This window comes from Streptomyces sp. NPDC085931, assembly GCF_044540565.1.
Taxonomy (GTDB): Bacteria; Actinomycetota; Actinomycetes; order Streptomycetales; family Streptomycetaceae; genus Streptomyces.
Genome location: NZ_JBITSK010000005.1, coordinates 240,048 through 261,732 on the forward strand (window position 1 = coordinate 240,048; position 21,685 = coordinate 261,732).

Below are 21,685 nucleotides of genomic sequence, written 5' to 3' on the forward strand. Positions count from 1 at the left end.
GCCCCCGTAAGGGTTAGGAGGATATCGAGGCGCTGACGGTTCCACCCAAGAGCAGGTAAAAGACCGGGCGAGCGCGTCTCCCTAGGCGTCCCGCTTCTTCAGCAGTACGTAGCCGCCGACGAGCGCCGCGAGCACCCACAGCCCCATGATCCCCAGGCCGCCCCACGGCCCGTACGGGGTGTCGTCGTCGAGGGGCGGGACCACCTGCATGATCCTGCTGCCGGCCTGGTCGGGCAGGAACCGGCCGACCTTCTTCGTGGCGTCGACGTTGCCCAGGATGTTGGAGATGAGGAAGAAGAACGGCATCAGGATGCCCAGCGACAGCATCGGCGAGCGCAGCATCGCGGCGACACCCATGGAGAACATCGCGATCAGCGTCATGTAGAGGCCGCCGCCGAGCACCGCCCGCAGCACCCCCGGGTCGCCGATCTCCGCCCGGTGCTCGCCCAGCATCGCCTGCCCCAGGAAGAAGGCGGCGAAGCTGGTGACCAGCCCGACCAGCAGCGCCAGCGCCGTGGCGACCGCGATCTTGCTGAACAGGAAGGAGCCGCGCTGCGGCACGGCGGCCAGCGAGGTGCGGATCATGCCCGTGCTGTACTCGTTGGAGACGACCAGCACCCCGAACACGATCATCGCGAGCTGGCCGAGACTCATCCCCGCGAAGCTGATGAACGTCGCATCGAACTCCGCCCGGTCCTGCGCGTTCATCGAGTCGAACTCGTTCTTCGACAGGGCCGAGATCAGCATGCCGAGCGCGACCGTCACGACCACCACCAGCGACAGGGTCCACACTGTGGACGCCACCGACCGGATCTTGGTCCACTCCGACCGTACGACCTGGGTCACCGCCATGCTCAGCCCCTCTTCCAGCCGTCGCCCCACTGCTGCTGCTGCGGTGGTGGCGGCCCGGCGCTCGTCCCGCTGTGGGCGTGGTACTCCACCGACTCCGCCGTCAGCCGCATGAACGCCTCCTCCAGCGAGGCCTGTTGCGGGCTCAGCTCGTGCAGCGTGATCCCGTGCCGCGCCGCCAGCTCGCCGATGTGCTCGGCCTTGTCGCCGTCCACCTCCAGCACGCCCTCCGCGCTCTCCACGACGGCCACCCCCGCCTGGTGCAGCACATCCAGCAGCCGCTCCCGCTGCGGGCTGCGCACCCGGACGTACGAGCGCGAGTTGCGCGCGATGAAGTCGGCCATGGAGGTGTCCGCCAGCAGCCGCCCCTGCCCGATGACGACCAGGTGATCGGCCGTCAGGGCCATCTCGCTCATCAGGTGGGAGGAGACGAACACGGTCCGGCCCTGCGCGGCCAGCGACTTCATCAGCGTGCGGATCCAGTGGATGCCCTCGGGGTCCAGGCCGTTGACCGGCTCGTCGAACATCAGGATCCGCGGGTCGCCGAGCAGCGCGGCCGCGATGCCCAGCCGCTGCCCCATGCCCATGGAGAAGCCCTTGGTCTTCTTCTTCGCGACCGCCGTCAGCCCGACCGTCTCCAGCACCTCGCCCACCCGGCGGCGCGGGATGCCGTTGCTCTGCGCCAGGCACAGCAGGTGGTTGTAGGCGCTGCGCCCGCCGTGCCAGGCCTTGGCCTCCAGCAGGGCGCCGATGTACGTCAGCGGGTCCTTGAGCTGGTGGTAGCGCTTGCCGTCGATGCGGACGTCGCCGGCGGTCGGGTGGTCGAGACCCAGGATCATCCGCATGGTCGTGGACTTGCCCGCGCCGTTCGGCCCGAGGAAGCCGGTGACGATGCCCGGTCTGACGGTGAAGGACAGGTTGTTGACCGCCACCTTCTCGCCGTACCGCTTGGTCAGCCCCGCCAGCTCAATCATGCCCGCCACGCTAGAACGGGACAAAGCCCTCTGCCACCCGAGCGGCAGAGGGCTTTGCGGAGGTTCAGACTCCGTATGCCGGGCTGTTACCGGGACTGCTGGGCCGGCACCCCGCGGGAGATCGGCTCGTCCTCGGTCGGCGTGCCGGCGGCGGCCACCGCGGCGCCGGTGAGCGTCGCGAGCATCTCGCGGACGTTCGTCAGCTGCGCGTTGATGCTGTCGCGGCGGTTGGTGAGGGCGGCCAGCTCGCGCTCGGATTCCGAACGGATGCGGTCGGCCTTGGCGTTGGCGTCGGCCACGATGTCCTCGGCCTGGCGCTGGGCCGTCTCCACCGTCTGGCGGGCGCGGCGCTCGGCGTCCGTGCGGAGCTTCTCGGCCTCCAGGCGCAGCTGCTCGGCGCGGTGCTCGATCTCGGCGAGGCGCTTCTCGGCCTTGGCCTGCCGGGAGGCCAGGTCGCGCTCGGACTGCTCGCGGCGCTTGGCGAGGTTCGTCTCGAAGTCGGCGGCGGCCTGCGCGGCCTTGGCGCGGGTCTCCTCGAAGAGGGCGTCCGCCTCCTCGCGCTTGGACTGCGCGTCCTTCTGCGCCTCGGCCCGCAGCTGCGCGGCGTCACTCTTGGCCTTCTCGACGATCCGCAGGCCCTCGTCCTCGGCCTTCGCCTTGCGCTCCGCGGAGTACGACTCGGCGTCGTTGCGCACCTGCTGGGCCGCCGACTCGGCGAGCTCGCGGTGCTGCTCCGCCGCGCGCCGGGCCTCCTCGCGCAGGTCCTTCGCCTCTTCCTCGGCGAGGCGGAGGATCTTCTCCACGCGCGCGCCGAGACCCGCGTACGACGGCTCGGCGTCGGTGATCTGGGCCTGGGCGTTCTGCGTCTCGAGGTGGAGCTCTTCGATGCGCTTTTCCAGAGCGGTGATGCGGGCGAGAGCGCTGTCACGGTCGGAGACGAGCTTGGAGATACGTTCGTCCACCTGAGCGCGGTCGTACCCACGCCGCACAAGCTCGAAGCCGTAGGGGGAAGTGTCGCTCATGGGGTTCCTGTCGAATGAGACCGGTGAGGTGATAGGTGGAATCCTAGGGGCCGAAACGGTGTGTCATCGAGCGGATGCGCGTTTGATCTGGAAAATGACACCCCTTTTGGGTGGCTGACCGTCGGACTGCTTGCCAAAGTCTTGGTCAAAGCCCCTCAGTCCACACCGGATTCGCCCCACTTCGCTAGCTTTCCGAGCCCTTGCCACCCGATCGGGGTGCGCCGACCGTCGCGCCCGCCTTGACCCCGCCGTCCTTGGCGGCGGGCGGGGCCTCGAAGGACTCCAACGCCTCCAGCACGTCCTGGACACGGGAGATCTCGGCGTTGATGTCCTCGCGGCGCCGGACCAGGACCTCCAGCTCGCGCTTGCCCTCCTCGACCGTGCGCTTGGCCTCGCGGATCGCCTCGGCCTTCAGCTCCTCGGCCTCCCGGACGAGCGTGTTCTTCTTCTGCTCGGCCTCCTTGAGGAGCCCTTCCGCCTTCTTCACCGCGGCGATGCGGACCTTGCCCGCCTCCGAGTTGGCCTCCGAGACGATCTCCTTGGCCTTCGCCTGCGCCTTGGCGAGCTGCTCCTCGGCCGCCTTGACCAGCGCGTCGCAGCGGTCGCCCGCCGTCTTCATCGCCTCGGCCGACTCCCGGCGGGCCCGCTCGTGCAGCTCCTCGATCTCTGCGGTGATGCGGTCGCGCAGCTCCTCGGCGCGCTCCCTTATCTGCGTGGCGTCCCGGCGCGCACCGACCAGCAGCTCGTCCGCGTCCGTACGGGCCTTCTCCACCAGGGAGTTGCCCTCGACCGTCGCCTCGGAGACGATCCGGTCGGCCTCCGTACGGGCCGCGCCCACCATCGTGTCGGCCTGCGCCTCGGCCTCCGCGGTGGTCTTGTGCGCCTGCTGCTGCGCCTCGGTGAGCAGCTTGTCCGCCTCGGCCGTGGTCTCCGTGATGAGCTTGTCGACCTGCTCGGCCGCCTCCGAACGCCGCTTGTTGGCGTCCTTGCGGGCCTCGTCCAGGGTGCGGTCGGCCTCCTCGCGCGCAGTGGCGACGAGCCGCTCCGCCTCCGCCTGAGCGTCGGCCTTGACGCGCTCGGCCTCGGAGCGGACCCGCTCCGCGTGCTGCTGCGCCGAACCGACCGTCTCGGCGGCCTCGGCCCGCAGCCGCTCCGCCTCGCCGGTGGCCTCCCCGACCAGCTGGTCGGCCGTGGCGACCGACTCCGCCCGCAGCCGCTCGGCCTCCGCGGCCGCCTCGGAGCGGACGCGCTCGGCCTCGGAGAGGGCCTCCGTGCGGACCCGCTCGGCCTCGGTGACCGTCTCCATCCGCAGCCGGTCGGTCTCCTGGACCGTCTCGGTGGTGAGCCGCTCCGCCTCGCTGCGCGCCTCCGTGATCAGGGCGTCCGCCTGCGCCGCCGCGTCCGACCGGATGCGGTTGGCGTCCTCGCGGGCGTCCGCCCGGGTGCGCGAGGCGCTCTGCTCGGCCTCGGCGATCGTGTCCGACGCCTCCGTGCGCACCCGCTGAGCGTGCTCGGCGACCTCGGTGCGGATCCGCTCCGCCTCCGCGATCGCCTCGGACATCGTCCGCTCGGCGAGCGCCTTGGCCGCCTCGGACTCCTCGTGGGCCTCGCGGCGCAGCCGGCCCGCGTCCTCGCTCGCCCGCTCGCGCTCGGCGTAGGCGTCGGAGCGTACCCGGTCCGCCTCCTCCTGCGCCTCCCTGCGCGTACGGTCCGCCGCGTGCTCGGCGGCGGAGCGCAGCCCGGCGATCTCCTCCTGCGCCTGCTCGTGCAGCCCGGCGACGGAGTCCCGGACCTGCTGCGCGTGCTGCTCGGCCGCCGACACCGTCTCCGTGGCGCGCCGGTCGGCCTCCTCGACCAGCCGGACGGCCTCGGTCTGCGCCTCCTCCACGCGCTTGCGCGCCGAGGCCAGCAGCTCCTCGCTCTGCTCCCGGGCCCGCTCGCGCTCCTGGTCGGCCTCCTGCCGGGCGCTGCCCAGGACCTCCTCGGCCTCGCGGCGGCGCCGGTTGGCCTCCTCCTGCGCGGCGGCCAGCGTCTCGGAGGCCTCCGTGGCGAGGCGCTCGGCGGCGGCCTGGGCCTCCGCGCGCATCCGGTCGGCGCTCTCCTGCGCCTCCGACCTCAGCCGCTCGGCCTCGGCCGCGGCCTCCGAGCGCAGCCGGACGGCGACGGCCTCGCCCTCGGCCCGCGCCGCGGACGCGTCCGACGCGGCCTCGTCGCGCAGCCGCTCGGCCTCGGCCTCGGCCTGCTGCTGGAGCGTGCGGATCCGCTCGGCGGCCTCGGCGCGCAGCCGCTCGTTCTCCTCGGCGGCCTCGCGGCGGATCCGCGCGGCCTCCTCCCGGGCGTCCGACAGCGCCTGCTCGGCCGCCGTCAGCCGCTCCTCCGCCTCCGCCTGGAGGCGCCGCAGCTCCTCGGCGGCCTCCGCGCGCCGGGCCTCCACGGCCCGCTCGGTCTCCTCGTGCAGCTCGCGCGCCGCGCGCTCGGCCTCCGCCTTGAGGGCCTCGGCCTGCTCGACGACCTCCTCGCGGTGCCGCTCGGCCTCCTGCCGGGTGCGCTGGAGGGTCTCCTCGGCCTGCCGGCGCAGCGTGGTCGCCCGCTCGATGGCCTCGGTGCGGACCTTCTCGCTGTCCGTCTGGGCCGTCGTGCGCAGCTCGTCCGCGTCCGCCTTGGCCTTGGCGAGCAGCTCCTCGGCGGACTTCGCCGCCTCCTCGATCTGCGCCACGGCCTCCTTGCGGGCCTCGGCGCGGATCTTCTCGCCCTCCTCGACGGCGTCCGCCCGCAGCTGCTCGGCCTCGCCGCGCAGCCGGCGGGCCTCCTCCTGCAGCTCGACCGTCTTGGCGCGGTACTCCTTGGTGTCGTCCTTCGCCGCGCCCTTGAGCTGCTCGGCGATGTCGTGCGCCTCGGCGCGCAGCCGGTCCGCCTCGGCCTCGGCCTCCTTGCGGATCCGCTCGGCCTCCTCGGCGGCGGCCTTGGTGGTCTTCTTGGCGTCCTCCGACGCCTTGTTGAGGACCTCCTCGGCCGTCCGGGCCGCCTTGGACAGCTGGGTCGCGGTCTCCTCGGCGGTGAGCGTGCGGGCCTTCTCGGCGGCCTCGGCGACGATCTTCTCGGCCTCGGCGCGGGCGTCCGCGACGATCTGCTCGGCCTCGGACTTGGTGCTCTCGGCCTCCTTCGTGGCCTCCTCGACCAGCCGGGCGACCTGCTCCTTGGCCGTGCGCGTACGCGTCTCGTTGGCGGCCTCGGCGCTCGCCAATGCCTTGGCGGCGGCCTCCTTGGCCTCGGCGACCAGCTTCTCCGACTCGGCCTGCGCCTTGCGCAGCGCCTCCTCGGCCTCGGCCATCCGCTGCTCGGCGGCCCTGCTCAGCTCCTGGGCGCGGCGGCGCGCCGACTCGGACTCCGAGACGGTGGACGTGCGCAGCTGCTCGGCGTGGTCGGTGGCCTCCTGGGCCTGCGTGGAGGCGGCGTTCAGCAGCCGTTCGGCGTCCGTGCGGGCGCGCCGCAGGATCTGCTCGGCCTCGGCCCGCGCCTCCTCGGCCGCGTTCGTCAGCCGCTGCCGGGCCTCGGTGGCCAGCCGCTCGGCCTCCGCGCGGGCGGTGGCCAGGGCCTGCTCGGCCTCGGCCCGGGACTCCTCCAGCAGCCGGCGCGCCTGCTGCTCGGTGCGGGCGCGCAGCTGCTCGGCCCACGCCACGTTCTCGTTGACGTGCGACTCGACCGTCTGGCGGCGCTCGGCCAGCTCCTGGTCCAGCTGCTGGCGGCGGGTCACCGCCTCCTGGTGCAGCTCCGCCTGGAGGCGCGCCGCCTGCTCGGCGTGCTCCTGGAGGATCCGCTGGGTCTGGGCCCGGGCCTCGCTCAGCTCGCGGTCGGCGTCCGCGCGGATCTGGTCGGCCTGCATCTGCGCGTTGCGCAGCAACTGCTCGGCCTGCCAGCCGATGTCGCCGCCGTCGAAGGAGGGCCGGGACATGATGGTGCGCCGCGCCTCGTGCAGCTTGGCGCGCAGCACCTCGACCTGGTAGCCGAGGTCCTCGGCGTGCTGGATCGCCTTTTCCCGTTCGGTCTTCAGCCGCTTCATCTCGGCTTCGAACCGAGAGAGGTGGTCGACGTCAGCCGCCGGCTCTCGCTCCTGGCTCTCGTAGCCCCGCACTGCGCGGTCCCATCCGTCCCCTGGTCGCAACTCTTTCCGAACGAGCTCCGTCCATCCGCCGAACGGGGCCCCCGGGGAATGGTGTCAGATCATCGGCGGAGCAGAGGCTGCTGCCCCGGCGCTCGTCCCCCGAAACCCGGACCCCGGTGGTCCTGCCGTCGCACGGCGGGACCGCGGTCACCCTGGCTGAGCGGCGACCGCACCCAACCCTACCGGCCCCTATGTACGAGGGTCAGTGCTCAGGTGACTCAACAGGCGCCGAAGTGACCAGTTCTGTCAGTACGCCATGACAGTCCTTGGGGTGCAGGAAGGTGATCCGTGACCCCATGGAACCGCGTCGGGGCTCTTCGTACAGCACGCGGACGCCCTTGTCGCGGATGTCCGCGGACTCCGCGTCCACGTCCGCCGTGCCGAAGGCGATGTGGTGGACGCCCTCGCCGTTCTTCGCCAGCCACTTCGCGACCGTGGAGTCCTCGCGGGTCGGTTCGAGAAGCTGCAGGTAGGAGGCGCCGCCGTCGGACGTCTCGTTGATCTTGAGCATGGCCTCGCGCACGCCCTGCTCCTCGTTGACCTCGGAGTGGAACACCTCGAAGCCGTAGGTGGCACGGTAGAACTCGACGGTCTTGTCGAGGTCGAAACAGGCGATTCCGATGTGGTCGATTCGCGTCAGCATGAGTTCAGTGCAGCGCCCCCGGGGTGGTTACGCAACGTGCGCGCGATCACACCGACAGCCCGATGACGGCACGGAGTGCCACTCAGTACATTCGAAGTAAACCCTCGTTCACTCCTCGGCTGTGCAGCCGGTAAGGGGATCGCAGCTCATGTCTTCTGCAACGACCAGCTCGGTCATCGTCTCGGGCGCGCGTACGCCCATGGGACGGCTGCTGGGCTCCCTGAAGTCCTTCTCCGGAGCCGACCTCGGCGGCTTCGCGATCAAGGCCGCCCTCGACCGTGCGGGGATCGGCGGCGACCAGGTGCAGTACGTGATCATGGGCCAGGTGCTCCAGGCCGGGGCCGGGCAGATCCCGGCACGCCAGGCCGCGGTCAAGGCCGGCATCCCGATGAACGTCCCGGCGCTGACCATCAACAAGGTCTGCCTGTCCGGCCTCGACGCGATCGCCCTCGCCGACCAGCTCATCCGCGCGGGCGAGTTCGACGTGATCGTCGCCGGCGGCCAGGAGTCCATGACCAACGCCCCGCACCTGCTGCCCAAGTCCCGCGAGGGCTTCAAGTACGGCGCGGTCCAGATGCTCGACGCCATGGCCCACGACGGTCTGACCGACTCCTTCGAGGGCATCGCCATGGGCGAGTCGACGGAGAAGCACAACACGCGCCTGGGCATCGGCCGGGCCGAGCAGGACGAGATCGCCGCGCTGTCGCACCAGCGGGCCGCCGCCGCGCAGAAGAACGGCCTGTTCGAGGCCGAGATCACGCCCGTGGAGATCCCGCAGCGCAAGGGCGACCCGGTGCTGTTCAGCAAGGACGAGGGCATTCGCGGCGACACCACCGCGGAGTCGCTCGGCAAGCTGCGGCCGGCGTTCTCCAAGGACGGCACGATCACGGCCGGTTCCGCCTCGCAGATCTCCGACGGCGCCGCCGCCGTGGTCGTGATGAGTAAGGCCAAGGCGCAGGAGCTCGGCCTGGAGTGGATCGCCGAGATCGGGGCGCACGGGAACGTGGCCGGGCCGGACAACTCGCTGCAGTCGCAGCCGTCCAACGCGATCCGGCACGCGCTGAAGAAGGAGGGGCTGGAGGTCTCCGACCTCGACCTCATCGAGATCAACGAGGCGTTCGCGGCGGTGGCCGTGCAGTCCATGAAGGACCTCGGCGTGTCCACCGAAAAGGTGAATGTCAACGGTGGTGCCATTGCCCTGGGTCACCCGATCGGGATGTCCGGTGCGCGGCTCGTGCTGCATCTGGCGCTGGAGCTGAAGCGGCGGGGCGGTGGCGTCGGCGCGGCCGCGCTGTGCGGTGGCGGCGGTCAGGGTGACGCGCTGATCGTCCGGGTACCGAAGGCCTGACCGGCGGTCCACTGATCGCCTTGTGAGAACGGAGCTGTGATGCAGGACGTCTCCACGCTGGTGGCCCAGGCCAGACAGGGGCGGCCGCGGGCCGTCGCCCGGCTGATCTCGCTGGTGGAGGGGGCGTCCCCGCAGCTGCGTGAGGTCATGGCGGCGCTGGCGCCGCTGACCGGCGGGGCGTACGTGGTGGGGCTGACCGGGTCGCCCGGGGTCGGCAAGTCGACGTCGACCTCGGCGCTGGTCACCGCCTACCGCAAGCAGGGCAAGCGGGTCGGCGTGCTCGCCGTCGACCCGTCGTCCCCGTTCTCCGGCGGCGCGCTGCTCGGGGACCGGGTGCGGATGTCGGAGCACGCGTCCGACCCGGGCGTGTACATCCGCTCGATGGCCACGCGCGGGCACCTGGGCGGGCTGGCCTGGGCCGCTCCCCAGGCGATCCGGGTGCTGGACGCGGCCGGCTGCGACGTGATCCTCGTCGAGACGGTGGGGGTCGGGCAGTCCGAGGTGGAGATCGCCTCGCAGGCCGACACGTCCGTGGTGCTGCTGGCGCCGGGAATGGGGGACGGGATCCAGGCGGCCAAGGCCGGGATCCTGGAGATCGGGGACGTGTACGTCGTCAACAAGGCGGACCGGGACGGGGCCGACGCGACGGCCCGCGAGCTGAACCACATGCTGGGGCTGGGGGAGGCGCGGGGGCCGGGCGACTGGCGTCCCCCGATCGTGAAGACCGTCGCCGCGCGGGGCGAGGGCGTGGACGAGGTCGTCGAGGCGCTGGAGAAGCACCGGGCCTGGATGGAGGAGCGGGGCGTCCTGGCGGAGCGGCGGACGTCCCGGGCGTCGCGCGAGGTCGAGACGATCGCGGTGACGGCGCTGCGGGAGCGGATCGGGGACCTGCACGGGGACCGGCGCCTGGGTGCGCTGGCGGAGCGGATCGTGGCGGGGGAGCTGGATCCGTATCGGGCGGCTGACGAACTGGTGGCGGGGTTGACGCAGGGCTGAGGGCGGGCGGTGCCTGCGGCGGCCCGTGACTGCCGGGTGGGGTGCGCGTTCTTCGCCGCTCGCCGGTGGGGGGTCGGGGCCGCGCCGGGGGGTGTCCGTCCTCGGAACGGCGCGATGGGGTGAGACACCGACTCACTGGTGTTGACGCGCCAACCGCTGCGGGCGGACACCCCCCGACTCGTCCCCTTCCGTAGTACGGCGGGTGCGGGTCCGCCCGCTGCGCCGGGTTGCGCGACGCCCCGGCGTCAGCACGGACGCCGGGGCGGTTGAGACCTGGCAGTTGGAGGTCAGTCCTGGTCGTCGTCCTGGGCATCGGTACGGTCCGCCGTGACCTTGCCCGACGTCAGGTCGATCGTCCAGTCCTGCTCGGCGCCGCCGGACGTACGGGTCTCGGCCTCCCAGGACTTGTCCTTGCCGTCCTCGTCGAGGCCGACGGAGGTCACCACGCCCTTGCCGGCCGCGGCCTTCGCGGCCTCCTCGGCCGTCACCGAGGCCCCCTTCAGCGCCGCCCGCACCTGCGCCGTGTCGTCCTCGTCGTCGGCGTGCGAGCCGAGCACCTTCCCGTTCGACGGGTCGACGCTCACGCTGCGCCAGGTGTCGCCGGACAGGACGTCGACCTTCCAGACCACCTTGCCGCCGTCGTCCTCGTCGTCCAGCTCGGCGGAGACGGCCGTACCCGAGGTGTGCTTCAGCGCGGAGGCGATCGCCTCGGGCGCGGTGACGTCGGCGGAGGCGACCCGTTCGGCGTCGTCCTGGTCGTCCTGGTCGTCCTGGTCGTCCCGGTCGTCCTGGTCGTCCCGGGCGTCGTCGCCCGTCAGCCGGGTGTCGGCCGCCTGCCGCGCCGGACGCTCGTCGTCTCCCGTGGTCGCGAGGGCCGTGGCCGTACCGCCTCCGATCAGCGCGGCGGCGGTCACAGCGGCGATCACGATGTTGCGCTTCATGCGGGTTCCTCCCGAGTCGTTTCGTTTTCGATGTCTTCGACTCTGGCGGACGGAGGCTGAGTGGAACCTGAAGGCCCCTGAAGGGATCTTCAGGTTCCCTTTGCGACTCTTGACTCATGCGCCTGTTGATCGTGGAGGACGAGAAGCGGCTGGCTCTGTCGCTGGCCAGGGGCCTGACGGCCGAGGGGTACGCCGTGGACGTCGTCCACGACGGGCGGGAGGGGCTGCACCGGGCCTCGGAGGGTACGTACGACCTGGTCGTCCTGGACATCATGCTGCCCGGGCTCAACGGCTACCGGGTCTGCGCCGCCCTGCGCGCCGCCGGGCACGAGGTGCCGATCTTGATGCTGACCGCCAAGGACGGCGAGTACGACGAGGCCGAGGGCCTCGACACGGGCGCGGACGACTACCTGACCAAGCCGTTCTCGTACGTCGTGCTCGTCGCCCGGGTCAAGGCCCTGCTGCGGCGGCGCGGGCAGGGGGCGGGGGCCTCGCCGGTGCATGTGCACGGGGACCTGAAGGTGGACACCGCGGCCCGCCGGGTGTTCCTCGGCGAGGAGGAGATCACCCTGACGGCCAAGGAGTTCTCCGTGCTGGAGCAGCTCGTGCTGCGGGCCGGCGAGGTGGTGTCCAAGTCCGAGATCCTGGAGCACGTCTGGGACTTCGCGTACGAGGGCGATCCGAACATCGTCGAGGTGTACGTCAGCACCCTGCGGCGCAAGCTGCGGCCGGGGCTGATCCGGACCGTGCGCGGCGCCGGGTACCGGCTGGAGACCTCGCCGTGAGGCGGCTGTTCGGGTCCGTCCGGGCGCGGGCCACACTCGGTGCCACGCTGGTCGTCGCGGTGGCCCTGGTCGCGGCCGGCGCCGCCGTGCTGCTGTCCCTGCGGTCCAACCTGATGGGCGAGGCCGGCACCCAGGCGGAGCGCTCCGCGCGGGCCGTCGCCTCGGAACTCGCGGCCGGGACGCCGTACGACAAGCTCTCGGGGCTGGACGGGGACATCGGGCCGGTGCAGGTCCTCGACGAGGACGGGCGGCTGGTCGCGGTCAGCGAGGACCTGGAGCGGATCAGCGGCACGGACAGCGACCGGGTCCGGGCGCAGCGGACCGCGGCGCCGGGCGGGGACGAGGACGACTCCGGCGACGAGAGCCTGGAACCCGGCGAGATCTCCGGCGAGAGCGTCTTCCGCAACGGGTCGGCGACGGTCGACGGGGACACGGAGGACTACCGGTTCGCCGCCGTGGAGGTGGAGACATCCGACCGGGGACACCTCACGGTCTTCGCCGGTGCGCCGCTGGCCGCCGAGCACGGGGCCGTGCGGACCGCGCTGACCGTGATGCTGATCGGCTTCCCGCTGCTGCTCGGCGTCGTCGCGGGCGTGACCTGGCTGGTCACCCGGCGGGCCCTGCGGCCGGTGGAGGGCATCCGGCGCGAGATGGCCGCGATCACCCGGTCGGAGGACCTCGCCCGGCGCGTGCCGGAGCCGGACACGCACGACGAGATCGCGCGGCTCGCCAGCACCACCAACGAGACGCTGGCGGCGCTGGAGACGTCCGTGGAGCGGCAGCGGCGGTTCGTGGCGGACGCCTCCCACGAGCTGCGCAGCCCGATCGCCTCGCTGCGCACCCAGCTGGAGGTGGCCGCCGCCCATCCCGAGCTGCTGGACCTCGACGGGGCGGTGGAGGACACCGTCCGGCTGCAGCGGCTCGCCGCCGACCTGCTGCTGCTGGCCCGGCTGGACGCGGGGGAGCGTCCCAACGACACACGGGTCGACCTCGCCGGGCTCGCCCGGGAGGAGGCCGAGGGGCGGACCGGGGTGACCGTGGCGGCGGAACCGGTCGAGGTGGCCGGGTCGCGGGGGCAGCTCGGGCGGGTGCTCGCCAACCTGCTGGACAACGCCCAGCGGCACGCCCGGTCGGCCGTGACGGTGAGCGTGCGGCGGGAGGGCGACCGCGCCGTGGTCGGGGTGGCCGACGACGGGGACGGGGTGCCGGAGGCCGACCGGGAGCGGATCTTCGAACGGTTCGTCCGGCTGGACGCCGCCCGCAGCCGCGACGACGGCGGTGCCGGGCTGGGGCTCGCCATCGCCCGGGACGTCGCCGTACGGCACGGCGGCACGCTCACGGCCGGGCAGGGGCCCGCAGGCGGAGCCCTGTTCGAACTCCGCCTGCCGCTCGTCTAGCGGACCGCGGTCACGGGCGTCCGCGCTGGCCGCGCAGGTGCTCCGCGATGGGCTTGAGGGCCTTGTCGAGCTCCGTCAGGGCCTCGGGGGACAGCAGGTCGATGAAGTGCCTGCGCACGGACGCCACGTGGTGCGGCGCGACCTTCTGCATCGTCGCCATGCCGTGGTCGGTGAGGACCGCGTAGAGGCCCCGGCGGTCCGACTCGCAGTTCTCGCGCCGGACCAGGTTCGCGTTCTCCATGCGCGTGATCTGGTGCGAGAGGCGGCTCTTGGACTGGAGGGTGGCGGAGGCGAGGTCGCTCATCCGCATCCGCAGATCCTCGGACTCGGAGAGATTCACCAGGATCTCGTAGTCGTTCATCGTCAGGCCGAACGGCTGCAGGTCCTTCTCGAGCTGGTACGTCAACAGCCTGTTGACCTCCAGGTGGGTGCGCCAAGCGCACTGCTCCGCATCGGTCAGCCAGCGGGTGGCCGTCTCGGTCTCCATGAATGAAGTCTACCTAAAAGGTTGAAAGGCGAACTAGTGAGGGGTGGCGTGTGACGGCGCACACCTGGCGAACAACAGTGCGCAGGCGTTCGATGTCACACTCCGCAGACTACCGCTCACAGCCCGAAGCGACGCTGGAGGTCCCCCAGCTGTCCGGGAAGACGCGGTACCCCGGACTGGCCCGGCTGAGGTGCGGACGGTCCGCCTCCGGGCACCCCCGCCTGCTGCGGGACGGCCCCCGTGGCCTGCTCGGCCATCAGGGTCTCGGACGACTGGAGCAGGACCGTGCCGGCGCCGACGAACTCGAACTGGTGCTCCTCGCCGGAGGCCCCGCCCAGGCCCGTCAGCGCACGTAGACCGCCCATCACGCCGGTCATGTACCCGTGGTCGTAGTGGTGGCAGGGCGAGGGGCAGTCGGCCCAGCCGACCAGGGCCTGCGGGTCGACCCGGATCGGGGGCTCCATGAAGACCACCGGGCCGTTCGACGCCGCCACGAACTTTCCGGTTCCGATGAGGGTCAGGAAACCGGGCACGATCGACTGCTTCAGCGACAGAGTTGGCTGAAAAGCAAGCAAGTTGCCCGAGCGAATGGTCAGGTTGCCGTCTTCGAGGTCGTACGAATTGACGTCGAAGGCCCGGTCGGCGAGGAGCATCTTGCCCGAGCCCTCCGCCACGACCCAGTCGCTCGCGTGCAGTGGCGAATGGAACGAGGTACGGACCAGACGGTCCAGCCGGCCGTGTCCCACACCGTTGAAGTCGATCGAGCCGTAGTAGGCGATCATCTTCCCCTTCTGCAGGAACCACTGGCCGCCCTTGAGCTCCACGCAGAAGGTGTAGGGGTTGACGTTGTCGTCGGGCGGCAGGGTCGCCGGGTCGAAGACCGCGGGGCCGGCGCCCGGGGTTCCGTAGGTGCTCACAGCTTCTCCTCCGACGCCTGGACGTACACCGCACCGCTGCCGCTGAGCTCCAGCTGGAACGCCTCGCCCGAGCCGCGGCCCACCATGTCCCGCCAGCCCAGGGCCGTGGACAGCTTGTTGCGGACCTCGCCGTGGTGGGCGACGTAGGCCTGCGGGTCCACGTGCACCGGGCGCTGCGGGGTGATCGGGATCTCGATCACGCCGCCGTGCGCCATGACGGCGACGGCCCCCTGTCCCTGCAGTGTGGTCGTGAACAGCCCCTGCCCGCTGACCTGTCCGCGCACCATCCCCATGACGCCGCCCTGCGAGCCCAGGAACATCGTGCCCTGCCGGAGCGTGCCCTCGAAGGCCAGCAGCCGGTCCGCCTCGACGTACAGGGTGTCGCCGGTCAGCCGGATCACCTGGATGTGGTGCCCGCCGTGCCCGAACAGGACCGTGCCGCTGCCCTCGACGGTCATCAGGGGCGTGTCCTCGTCCGCGACCCGGCGGCCGATCATCGACATGATCCCGCCCTGGCCGCCCGCCGTGTTGGGCGTGAAGGACACCTCGCCCCGGTAGGCGAGCATCGCGCCGCGCTGGCTGAACAGCCGCTGGCCGGGCGTCACCGTCGCCTCGATCATCTTCGCGTTGATCTCCCGGAAGGCCATCTCACACGTCTCCCGCGATCGTGTTCCGCTCGCTCGGCTGCACGTACACCAGGCCGTCCCCCTCGAACCGCATCTGGAAGGCCTCGCCGCCGCCCTCCCCGAGCAGCGTGCGGAACGTCACACCGGACTGGAAGGACTGCCGCAGGTTCCCCTGGTGCGCCACGTACGCCCCCGGGTCCACGGTCAGCGGGTACTGCGGGCTGACGCGCAGCACCACGGCCGGGCCGTCCGACATGATCGCCGCCTGGCCGTGGCCCTCGACGGTCGTGGTGAACAGCCCGTTGCCCTGCGAGGCCCCGCGCAGGCCGGTGAACTCGGTCCCCGTGCGCAGCCCGCCGTCGGTCGCGAGCAGATTGCTCGACTCGACGTAGAGCTTGTCGCCCTGGAGGCCGACCAGGTTGATCTCGGAGGCGCGGTCGGCGAACCAGCAGGTCCCCCGCCCCTTCACCTCCATCAGCGTCATCTGCTCGCCGGTGAGCCGCCGGGTCACCATCCCCCGTATGCCCTCGCCGCCGCCGCTGAGCTTCTTGAAGGCCATCTCGCCGTCGTACGCGACCATCGAGCCGTTCTTCGCCTTGACGGCGTCTCCGGTCATGTCGACGGCGAGCACCTTGCTGCCTTGAAGTCGGAACATCGCCACATACGGGAAGGTAGCCGCAGGCCGGGCCCCACCGACAGGTCCCCAGGGTGGAGAACGACCCTGAGCGCACCCCTACGGACCGGGGTCCCGGGCGGTTTGCCACAATGGGCGGGACGCTTGTGCGTGCGTTCACAAACCGTTCTCTCCCACCGAAGGTGACCCGTGGACCTCAAGACCGCCACCGCCCTCCGCCGCCTCCGCCTGGTCTCGGCCCCCGAGGCGATCTCGTTCCTCCTCCTGCTGGTCTGCTCGGTGCTGAAGCGGACCACCGACTTCAACGCCGTGCCGGTGATGGGGGCGGTGCACGGCGCGCTGTTCGTGCTGTACGTGATCTTCTGGGCGGACGCGTGGAACCGGGCGAAGTGGCCGCTGCAGACGGCCGCGGTGTACTTCGTGCTCTCGGTGCTGCCGGCCGGCGGGTTCTTCGCCGAGCGCAGGCTGCGGCGCGAGGCCGAGGACGCGGTCATCGCGTCCCGGGCGCGCAACGAGGGCGTGGTGAACGCATGATCGTCGCCTTCTCCGTGACGCCGCTGGGCGTCGGCGAGGACGTGGGGGAGTACGTCGCCGACGCGGTGCGGGTGGTGCGGGAGTCCGGGCTGCCGAACCGGACGGACGCGATGTTCACGTCCGTCGAGGGCGAGTGGAACGAGGTGATGGACGTGGTCCGCCGCGCGGTCGCCGCGGTGGAGCGGCGCGCTCCGCGGGTCTCCCTCGTGCTGAAGGCGGACATCCGCCCCGGTGTGACGGACGGCCTCACGTCCAAGGTGGAGACGGTGGAGCGGCATCTCGCGGAGTAGCCCCACCGCGTCCCGACGCGAAGCGAACCCCGGTTCCTCGGAGAGCCGGGGTTTTCGCGTGCCTGCCACCGGGTGGTGGCGGCCCGCGGCTGAACCGACCGGCGCCCGCACCCGCCCTCCCGGCACCCCACCCGCCTGGACGCCCCCAGTTCGACACTGCCCCAAAGGTCCACTTTCGTAGGGGTATCGGGGTATTGCGCTTCGATCAGGTCTCAACCATCTGGAGGGCGCTGTGCGGCCGGAGGGCTACGACTACGACTCCCACAGCCGACTCGCCGGACCGCTCACGGAGCCGTCCGGTGAGGCGTACCGGGTGCAGTACGCCTCGCTCCTCGCCCGCGAGCCCCGCCGAATACGAGCCGTCCTGCTGATGTGCCTCGCCCCGCTGCTGACCGGCGCCCTGCTGGTCTACCTCGTCTGGCCCACCCACTGGGTGGAACGCGAGGGCGGCGAACGCTGGCTCGTCGGCCTCGACGTCACCATGCTCGTCTCGATCGGCCTGATCGAACTGTTCATGCTCGTCAACGTCGCCTCGGTCGCCCACGCCACGATGGTCGCCCGCGACCCCGTCCCCGTGGTCCCCGAGCCCGGCACCCGCGTCGCCTTCCTCACCACCTACGTCCCGGGCAAGGAACCCCTCTCCATGGTCCGCGCGACCCTGGAGGGCGCCGTCCGCATCACCCACACCGGCCCGCTCGACGTCTGGCTCCTCGACGAGGGCGACGACGACGACGTCAAGGCCCTGTGCGCGGAGCTGGGCGTCCGGCACTTCTCCCGGCTCGGCGTCCCCGAGTGGAACCGCTCCGAGGGCGTCCACAAGGCCCGCACCAAGCACGGGAACTACAACGCCTGGATCGCCATGCACGGCGACGCCTACGACTTCTTCGCGTCCGTCGACACCGACCACGTGCCGCTCCCGAACTTCCTGGAGCGGATGATGGGCTACTTCCGCGACCCGGACGTCGCCTTCGTCGTCGGACCGCAGGTGTACGGCAACTACCACAACCCGGTCACCAAGGCCGCCGAGTCCCAGCAGTTCCTCTTCCACGCCCTGATCCAGCGCGCCGGCAACCGCTACCGCGCCCCCATGTTCGTCGGCACCAACAACGTCGTACGGATCTCCACCGTCAAGCAGATCGGCGGCCTGTACGACTCCATCACCGAGGACATGGCCACCGGCTTCGAGATCCACCGCCACCGCAACCCGGCCACCGGCCACCACTGGCGCTCCGTCTACACCCCGGACGTGCTCGCCGTCGGTGAGGGCCCCGCCTCCTGGACCGACTTCTTCACCCAGCAGATGCGCTGGTCGCGCGGGACCTACGAGACGCTCCTGAAGCAGTACTGGAAGGCGCCCTTCAGCATGCCCCCGGGCCGCCTGCTGTCCTACACGCTGATGCTCGTCTACTACCCGATGACGGCCGTGAACTGGCTGCTGGGCATCCTCAGCTGCGTGCTGTTCCTCTGGTTCGGCGCCTCCGGCACCCAGGTCTCCGCCTCGGTGTGGATGATGCTGTACAGCGACGCCGCCGCCCTGCAGGTCGGCCTGTACCTGTGGAACCGCCGGCACAACGTCTCGCCGCACGAACCGGAGGGCTCCGGCGGCCTGGCCGGCATGGCGATGTCGGCCCTGTCCGCGCCGATCTACCTCAAGTCCCTGGGCGAGGCCGTGCTGCGCCGCCCCAGCCGCTTCGTGGTCACGCCCAAGGGCGGCGACGCCAGCCCGGACCGGCCGGCCACCTTCCGGATCCACCTGTTCTGGGCCGCCCTGCTGGCCACGTCCCTGGCCGCCTCGATCGCCCTGGACCACACCCACGCCGCGATGCGCACCTGGGCCGTCCTCGCCCTGGCCATCTCCCTGGCCCCGGCCGGGGTGTGGGCCGTGACCCTCCTCAAGGAGTACCGCCGGCTGCACCCGCGGCCCGTGCGGGCACCGCAGTCCGCGCAGGCGCCCGCCGCCACCCCCACGCACGCGCGCGTGCCCGAATCCAAGGAGCCCGCCCCGGCGCTGGCCACCGTGTCCCCGGCGGCGGCCCCCGCGACCGGCACCACGACAGGAGGCAACTAGCCCATGGCGTACCAGCCCTCGCAGAAGACCAAGAAGACCGTCCTGGGCATCGGCGGCATCGCGGTCCTGGCGGGCCTGAACGCCCCGGCCGCACTCGACTTCGCCTCCACGCAGTACCACGAGTACAAGATCGCCCAGCCCGGCTACAAGGCGAAGTACGGCTCCTGGGACCAGGTCGCCATCCCCGAGGAGTACCGCACCAACGCCATCCACGCCGCCCTGCTGCACACCGGCAAGGTGCTGATCGTCGCCGGGTCGGGCAACGAGCAGCGCAAGTTCGACAAGGGCGAGTTCGACACCGTCCTGTGGGACCCGGAGAAGAACACCTTCAAGAAGGTCCCCACCCCGGAGGACTTCTTCTGCGCCGGGCACGCCCAACTGCCCGACGGGCGGCTGCTGGTGGCCGGGGGCACCGCGCGCTACGAACTGCTGGACGGCGAGGTGACCCGGGCCGGCGGCGGCATGCGCGTGAAGAACGAGAGCCCCGACAAGGCCGTGTTCCTGAAGAAGGGCACCCGCTTCCGCTCCCCGGCGGGCGTCGAGTACGTCACCCGGTTCGACGTCACCGTCCCCAAGGCCAAGCGCAGCTTCAAGGTGACGTACAACAGCCGCGGGGTGATGCAGCCCTGGAAGACCAAGGTCACCGCCAGCGAGGCCCGCGTCTTCGTGGAAGCCGTCAAGAAGGGCGAGCGGTCGGTCACCGAGAAGCAGGCCCAGTACGCGGTCGTCGGCCTGAAGGGCCGGGCCGCCGAGAACGTCTACGGCCTGTCGGAGAAGATCACCCTCGACAAGCAGGACTTCCAGGGCATCCGCGCCGCCTACGAGTTCGACCCGAAGGCCGAGAAGTACGTCCCGGTCGACCCGATGGACAAGGCCCGGTGGTACCCGACGCTCGTCGGCCTGGACGACGGCCGGGTCCTCGCGGTGTCCGGCCTGGACGACGTCGGCATGATCGACCCGGGCGACAACGAGATCTACGACCCGGAGACCAAGAAGTGGTCGCCCGGCCCCAAGCGCTACTTCCCGACGTACCCGGCCCTGTTCCTCACCAAGGGCGGCAAGCTGTTCTACTCGGCCTCCAACGCCGGGTACGGGCCCGCCGACCAGGGGCGCGAGCCGGGGCTGTGGGACCTGGAGACCAACACCTTCAAGAAGGTGCCCGGTCTGAAGGACCTCGACCAGACCGAGACCTCGGCCTCCGTGCTGCTGCCCCCGGCGCAGGACCAGAAGGTGATGATCCTCGGCGGAGGCGGCGTCGGCGAGTCGCGCAAGTCCACCCCGCGCACGGCCGTCGTCGACCTGAAGAAGGACAATCCGGCCTTCGAGACGGGGCCCGACCTCCCGCAGGGCACCCGCTACCTGAACAGCGTCATCATGCCGGACGACACCGTCTTCACGTCCAACGGATCGAAGGACTACCGCGGGCGCAGCGCCAGCAACATCCTCCGGGCGCAGTTCTACGACCCGAAGGCCAACGCCTTCCGCGAGGCCGCCGCGCCCAAGGTGGGCCGCAACTACCACTCCGAGGCGCTGCTGCTGCCCGACGGCCGGATCGCCACCTTCGGCTCCGACCCCCTCTTCGACGACCAGCAGAACACCAAGCTGGGCCACTTCGAGCAGCGCATGGAGGTCTTCACCCCGCCCGCGCTGCACAAGAACGCCCGCACCCGCCCGGTGCTGAAGGAGGGTCCGCGGACGCTGGACGACAACCACCGCATCACGTTCCCCACGGACCACCCGGAGCGGGTGGCCGCGGCCCGGCTGATGCGGCCCAGCGCGGTCACGCACACCACGGACGTCGAACAGCGCTCCATCGAGCTGGACATCACCAGGAAGGGCGACGCGGTGACCTTCGGCGTGCCGCGCGACCCGGCCCTCGTGCCGCCCGGCTGGTACATGCTGTTCGTGACGGACGCCGAGGGCACGCCCTCCAAGGCCAAGTGGGTGCACGTGGAGTGAGCGGGCGGGTCAGCCCTTGGCGTTGCGCGCCAGCTCCAGGGCGTACTCGGGCCACCAGCGCCCGGCGGCCGGCCCGCCCTCGCAGGTCCCGTCCGACTCGCCGGGCCGCTTGATCCACAGGTAGGCGTCGACGACGGGCCGGCCGGTGGCGGTGGTGGGCGGGGTGCCGAGCGCCCTGCCCGGCGGGTTGCACCAGACACCGGGCAGGGGGCCGTTGCCGTTGCGGCTGGTGTCGACGACGAAGTGCTTGCCGCCGAGGGCCTCGGCGAGCCGGCCGCCGTACTCGGTGGTGACCTCGTCGGTCTGGAAGTTGGAGACGTTCAGGGCGAAGCCGTCGGCCCGTTCGATCCCGGCCCGCTTCAGCGGCTCGACCAGCTTCTGCGACTCCCGGATCCAGTCCGCGTTGCCCGCGTCCAGGTAGACCTTGGTGTTCGGCTGCTGCTTCAGCCGGGCGATGGCCTCGCCGAGCAGCTGCTCGCGCTCGGCGTGGTACTCGCCGGGGGTGCAGCCGTCCACGACGTGCGCGACCGCGTCGGGCTCCAGGACGACCAGCGCGTCGGCCTCGCCGAGGGCGTCCGCGAACTTCCCGATCCACTCCCGGTAGGCGTTCGCGTCCGCCGCCCCGCCCGCCGAGTGCTGGCCGCAGTCCCGGTGCGGGATGTTGTACGCGACGAAGACCGCCGTCTTGCCCTCCCGGCCCGCGGCCGAGGCCGCCGCCCGGACCGCCGGCGCCGGGTCGAGCTCACCGGCCGGCCACAGCGCGACCGGCTGGTTGGCGATCCGCTTGATCAGCGTCGCGTCCTGCTCCCGGCCCTGCCGCTGCCAGAGCCGGGCCTGCCGGGCGGCGGGGCTGTCCGGGTCCACCCAGAACGGGGAGGCCGCGTAACCGGCCTGCGTGGTGTCGACGTCGGTGGCGTCCTCGTCGCGGTCCGCGGACGTGCAGCCCGCGGCGAGACCGAGCACCGCGAGGGCCGCGAGGGCGTGGATCAGCCGAGTCATGCCGCTCCCTGGAGGATGGTGACGGTGGGTGACGAATGGAAGGCAATCGTGACA

Annotated in this window: 19 protein-coding genes; 8 read left to right on the forward strand and 11 right to left on the reverse strand. The window is 71.6% G+C overall.

Annotation, left to right across the window (positions count from 1 at the left end; genetic code table 11):
• Positions 1–81 precede the first annotated feature (81 nt).
• The 5 genes from ACIGAN_RS12310 to mce all read right to left on the reverse strand — a co-directional run bounded on the left by ACIGAN_RS12310 (position 82) and on the right by mce (position 7,650).
• Positions 82–852: an ABC transporter permease gene (locus ACIGAN_RS12310; RefSeq protein WP_399857023.1), complete on the reverse strand. Its 771-nt coding sequence runs from the start codon at positions 850–852 to the stop codon at positions 82–84.
• A 2-nt stretch (positions 853–854) separates the two neighbouring features.
• Positions 855–1,823, reverse strand: coding sequence for an ABC transporter ATP-binding protein (locus ACIGAN_RS12315; protein ID WP_399857025.1), 969 nt, complete (start codon positions 1,821–1,823; stop codon positions 855–857).
• 86 nt (positions 1,824–1,909) lie between these two features.
• Positions 1,910–2,845, reverse strand: coding sequence for a cellulose-binding protein (locus ACIGAN_RS12320; RefSeq protein WP_309094258.1), 936 nt, complete (start codon positions 2,843–2,845; stop codon positions 1,910–1,912).
• 184 nt (positions 2,846–3,029) lie between these two features.
• Positions 3,030–6,977 (reverse strand): polarized growth protein Scy, encoded by a 3,948-nt coding sequence (gene scy, locus ACIGAN_RS12325; protein ID WP_399857027.1) that lies wholly within the window; start codon positions 6,975–6,977, stop codon positions 3,030–3,032.
• Positions 6,978–7,209: 232 nt separating this feature from the next.
• A complete protein-coding gene (gene mce, locus ACIGAN_RS12330) occupies positions 7,210–7,650 on the reverse strand; it encodes a methylmalonyl-CoA epimerase (RefSeq protein WP_094055890.1) in 441 nt (146 codons plus the stop codon).
• Positions 7,651–7,798: 148 nt separating this feature from the next.
• On the opposite strand from mce, the gene ACIGAN_RS12335 reads away from it, so the two are divergent.
• Together ACIGAN_RS12335 and meaB are read left to right on the forward strand one after the other, a co-directional pair.
• A complete protein-coding gene (locus ACIGAN_RS12335; protein ID WP_309094255.1) occupies positions 7,799–8,998 on the forward strand; it encodes an acetyl-CoA C-acetyltransferase in 1,200 nt (399 codons plus the stop codon).
• 39 nt (positions 8,999–9,037) lie between these two features.
• Positions 9,038–9,994 carry a methylmalonyl Co-A mutase-associated GTPase MeaB gene (gene meaB / locus ACIGAN_RS12340; RefSeq protein WP_365097685.1) on the forward strand — a complete coding sequence of 319 codons (957 nt, stop codon included), beginning with the start codon at positions 9,038–9,040 and terminating at the stop codon, positions 9,992–9,994.
• Positions 9,995–10,281: 287 nt separating this feature from the next.
• On the opposite strand, the gene ACIGAN_RS12345 is transcribed toward meaB, so the two are convergent.
• Complete coding sequence (locus ACIGAN_RS12345) at positions 10,282–10,935, reverse strand: PepSY domain-containing protein (RefSeq protein ID WP_399857030.1); 654 nt, start codon at positions 10,933–10,935, stop codon at positions 10,282–10,284.
• A 116-nt stretch (positions 10,936–11,051) separates the two neighbouring features.
• Here ACIGAN_RS12345 and ACIGAN_RS12350 point away from each other — a divergent pair, with 116 nt between their 5' ends.
• Together ACIGAN_RS12350 and ACIGAN_RS12355 are read left to right on the forward strand one after the other, a co-directional pair.
• The gene (locus tag ACIGAN_RS12350; RefSeq protein ID WP_365097689.1) at positions 11,052–11,720 is read left to right on the forward strand and encodes a response regulator transcription factor; all 669 of its coding nucleotides are present in this window, start codon (positions 11,052–11,054) and stop codon (positions 11,718–11,720) included.
• Positions 11,717–13,117, forward strand: a complete 1,401-nt coding sequence (locus ACIGAN_RS12355; RefSeq protein WP_365097691.1) for a sensor histidine kinase — start codon at positions 11,717–11,719, stop codon at positions 13,115–13,117. Before ACIGAN_RS12350 ends, ACIGAN_RS12355 begins: the two co-directional genes overlap by 4 nt.
• 10 nt (positions 13,118–13,127) lie before the next feature.
• On the opposite strand, the gene ACIGAN_RS12360 is transcribed toward ACIGAN_RS12355, so the two are convergent.
• The 4 genes from ACIGAN_RS12360 to ACIGAN_RS12375 all read right to left on the reverse strand — a co-directional run bounded on the left by ACIGAN_RS12360 (position 13,128) and on the right by ACIGAN_RS12375 (position 15,802).
• A complete protein-coding gene (locus tag ACIGAN_RS12360) occupies positions 13,128–13,604 on the reverse strand; it encodes a MarR family winged helix-turn-helix transcriptional regulator (RefSeq protein ID WP_351364635.1) in 477 nt (158 codons plus the stop codon).
• A gap of 116 nt (positions 13,605–13,720) precedes the next feature.
• On the reverse strand, positions 13,721–14,521 hold the full coding sequence (locus ACIGAN_RS12365) for an AIM24 family protein (RefSeq protein WP_365097692.1): 801 nt from the start codon (positions 14,519–14,521) through the stop codon (positions 13,721–13,723).
• Positions 14,518–15,168, reverse strand: coding sequence for an AIM24 family protein (locus ACIGAN_RS12370; protein ID WP_365097693.1), 651 nt, complete (start codon positions 15,166–15,168; stop codon positions 14,518–14,520). Before ACIGAN_RS12370 ends, ACIGAN_RS12365 begins: the two co-directional genes overlap by 4 nt.
• Position 15,169: 1 nt before the next feature.
• Positions 15,170–15,802, reverse strand: a complete 633-nt coding sequence (locus ACIGAN_RS12375) for an AIM24 family protein (RefSeq protein WP_094055881.1) — start codon at positions 15,800–15,802, stop codon at positions 15,170–15,172.
• Between the two features lie 168 nt (positions 15,803–15,970).
• Between ACIGAN_RS12375 and ACIGAN_RS12380 the strand changes: the two genes are divergently transcribed.
• From ACIGAN_RS12380 to ACIGAN_RS12395, 4 genes are all read left to right on the forward strand, one after another.
• A complete protein-coding gene (locus tag ACIGAN_RS12380) occupies positions 15,971–16,315 on the forward strand; it encodes a DUF3817 domain-containing protein (RefSeq protein ID WP_365097694.1) in 345 nt (114 codons plus the stop codon).
• Positions 16,312–16,605 (forward strand): MTH1187 family thiamine-binding protein, encoded by a 294-nt coding sequence (locus tag ACIGAN_RS12385; RefSeq protein ID WP_399857034.1) that lies wholly within the window; start codon positions 16,312–16,314, stop codon positions 16,603–16,605. The genes ACIGAN_RS12380 and ACIGAN_RS12385 overlap by 4 nt, the downstream gene beginning before the upstream one ends.
• Positions 16,606–16,837: 232 nt before the next feature.
• Positions 16,838–18,673: a glycosyltransferase family 2 protein gene (locus ACIGAN_RS12390; RefSeq protein WP_399857036.1), complete on the forward strand. Its 1,836-nt coding sequence runs from the start codon at positions 16,838–16,840 to the stop codon at positions 18,671–18,673.
• Positions 18,674–18,676: 3 nt separating this feature from the next.
• Positions 18,677–20,632: a galactose oxidase-like domain-containing protein gene (locus tag ACIGAN_RS12395; RefSeq protein ID WP_399857038.1), complete on the forward strand. Its 1,956-nt coding sequence runs from the start codon at positions 18,677–18,679 to the stop codon at positions 20,630–20,632.
• 9 nt (positions 20,633–20,641) lie between these two features.
• Here the strand turns inward: ACIGAN_RS12395 and ACIGAN_RS12400 are convergent, their stop codons facing one another.
• A complete protein-coding gene (locus ACIGAN_RS12400) occupies positions 20,642–21,631 on the reverse strand; it encodes a glycoside hydrolase family 6 protein (protein ID WP_399857040.1) in 990 nt (329 codons plus the stop codon).
• Positions 21,632–21,685: the final 54 nt, after the last annotated feature.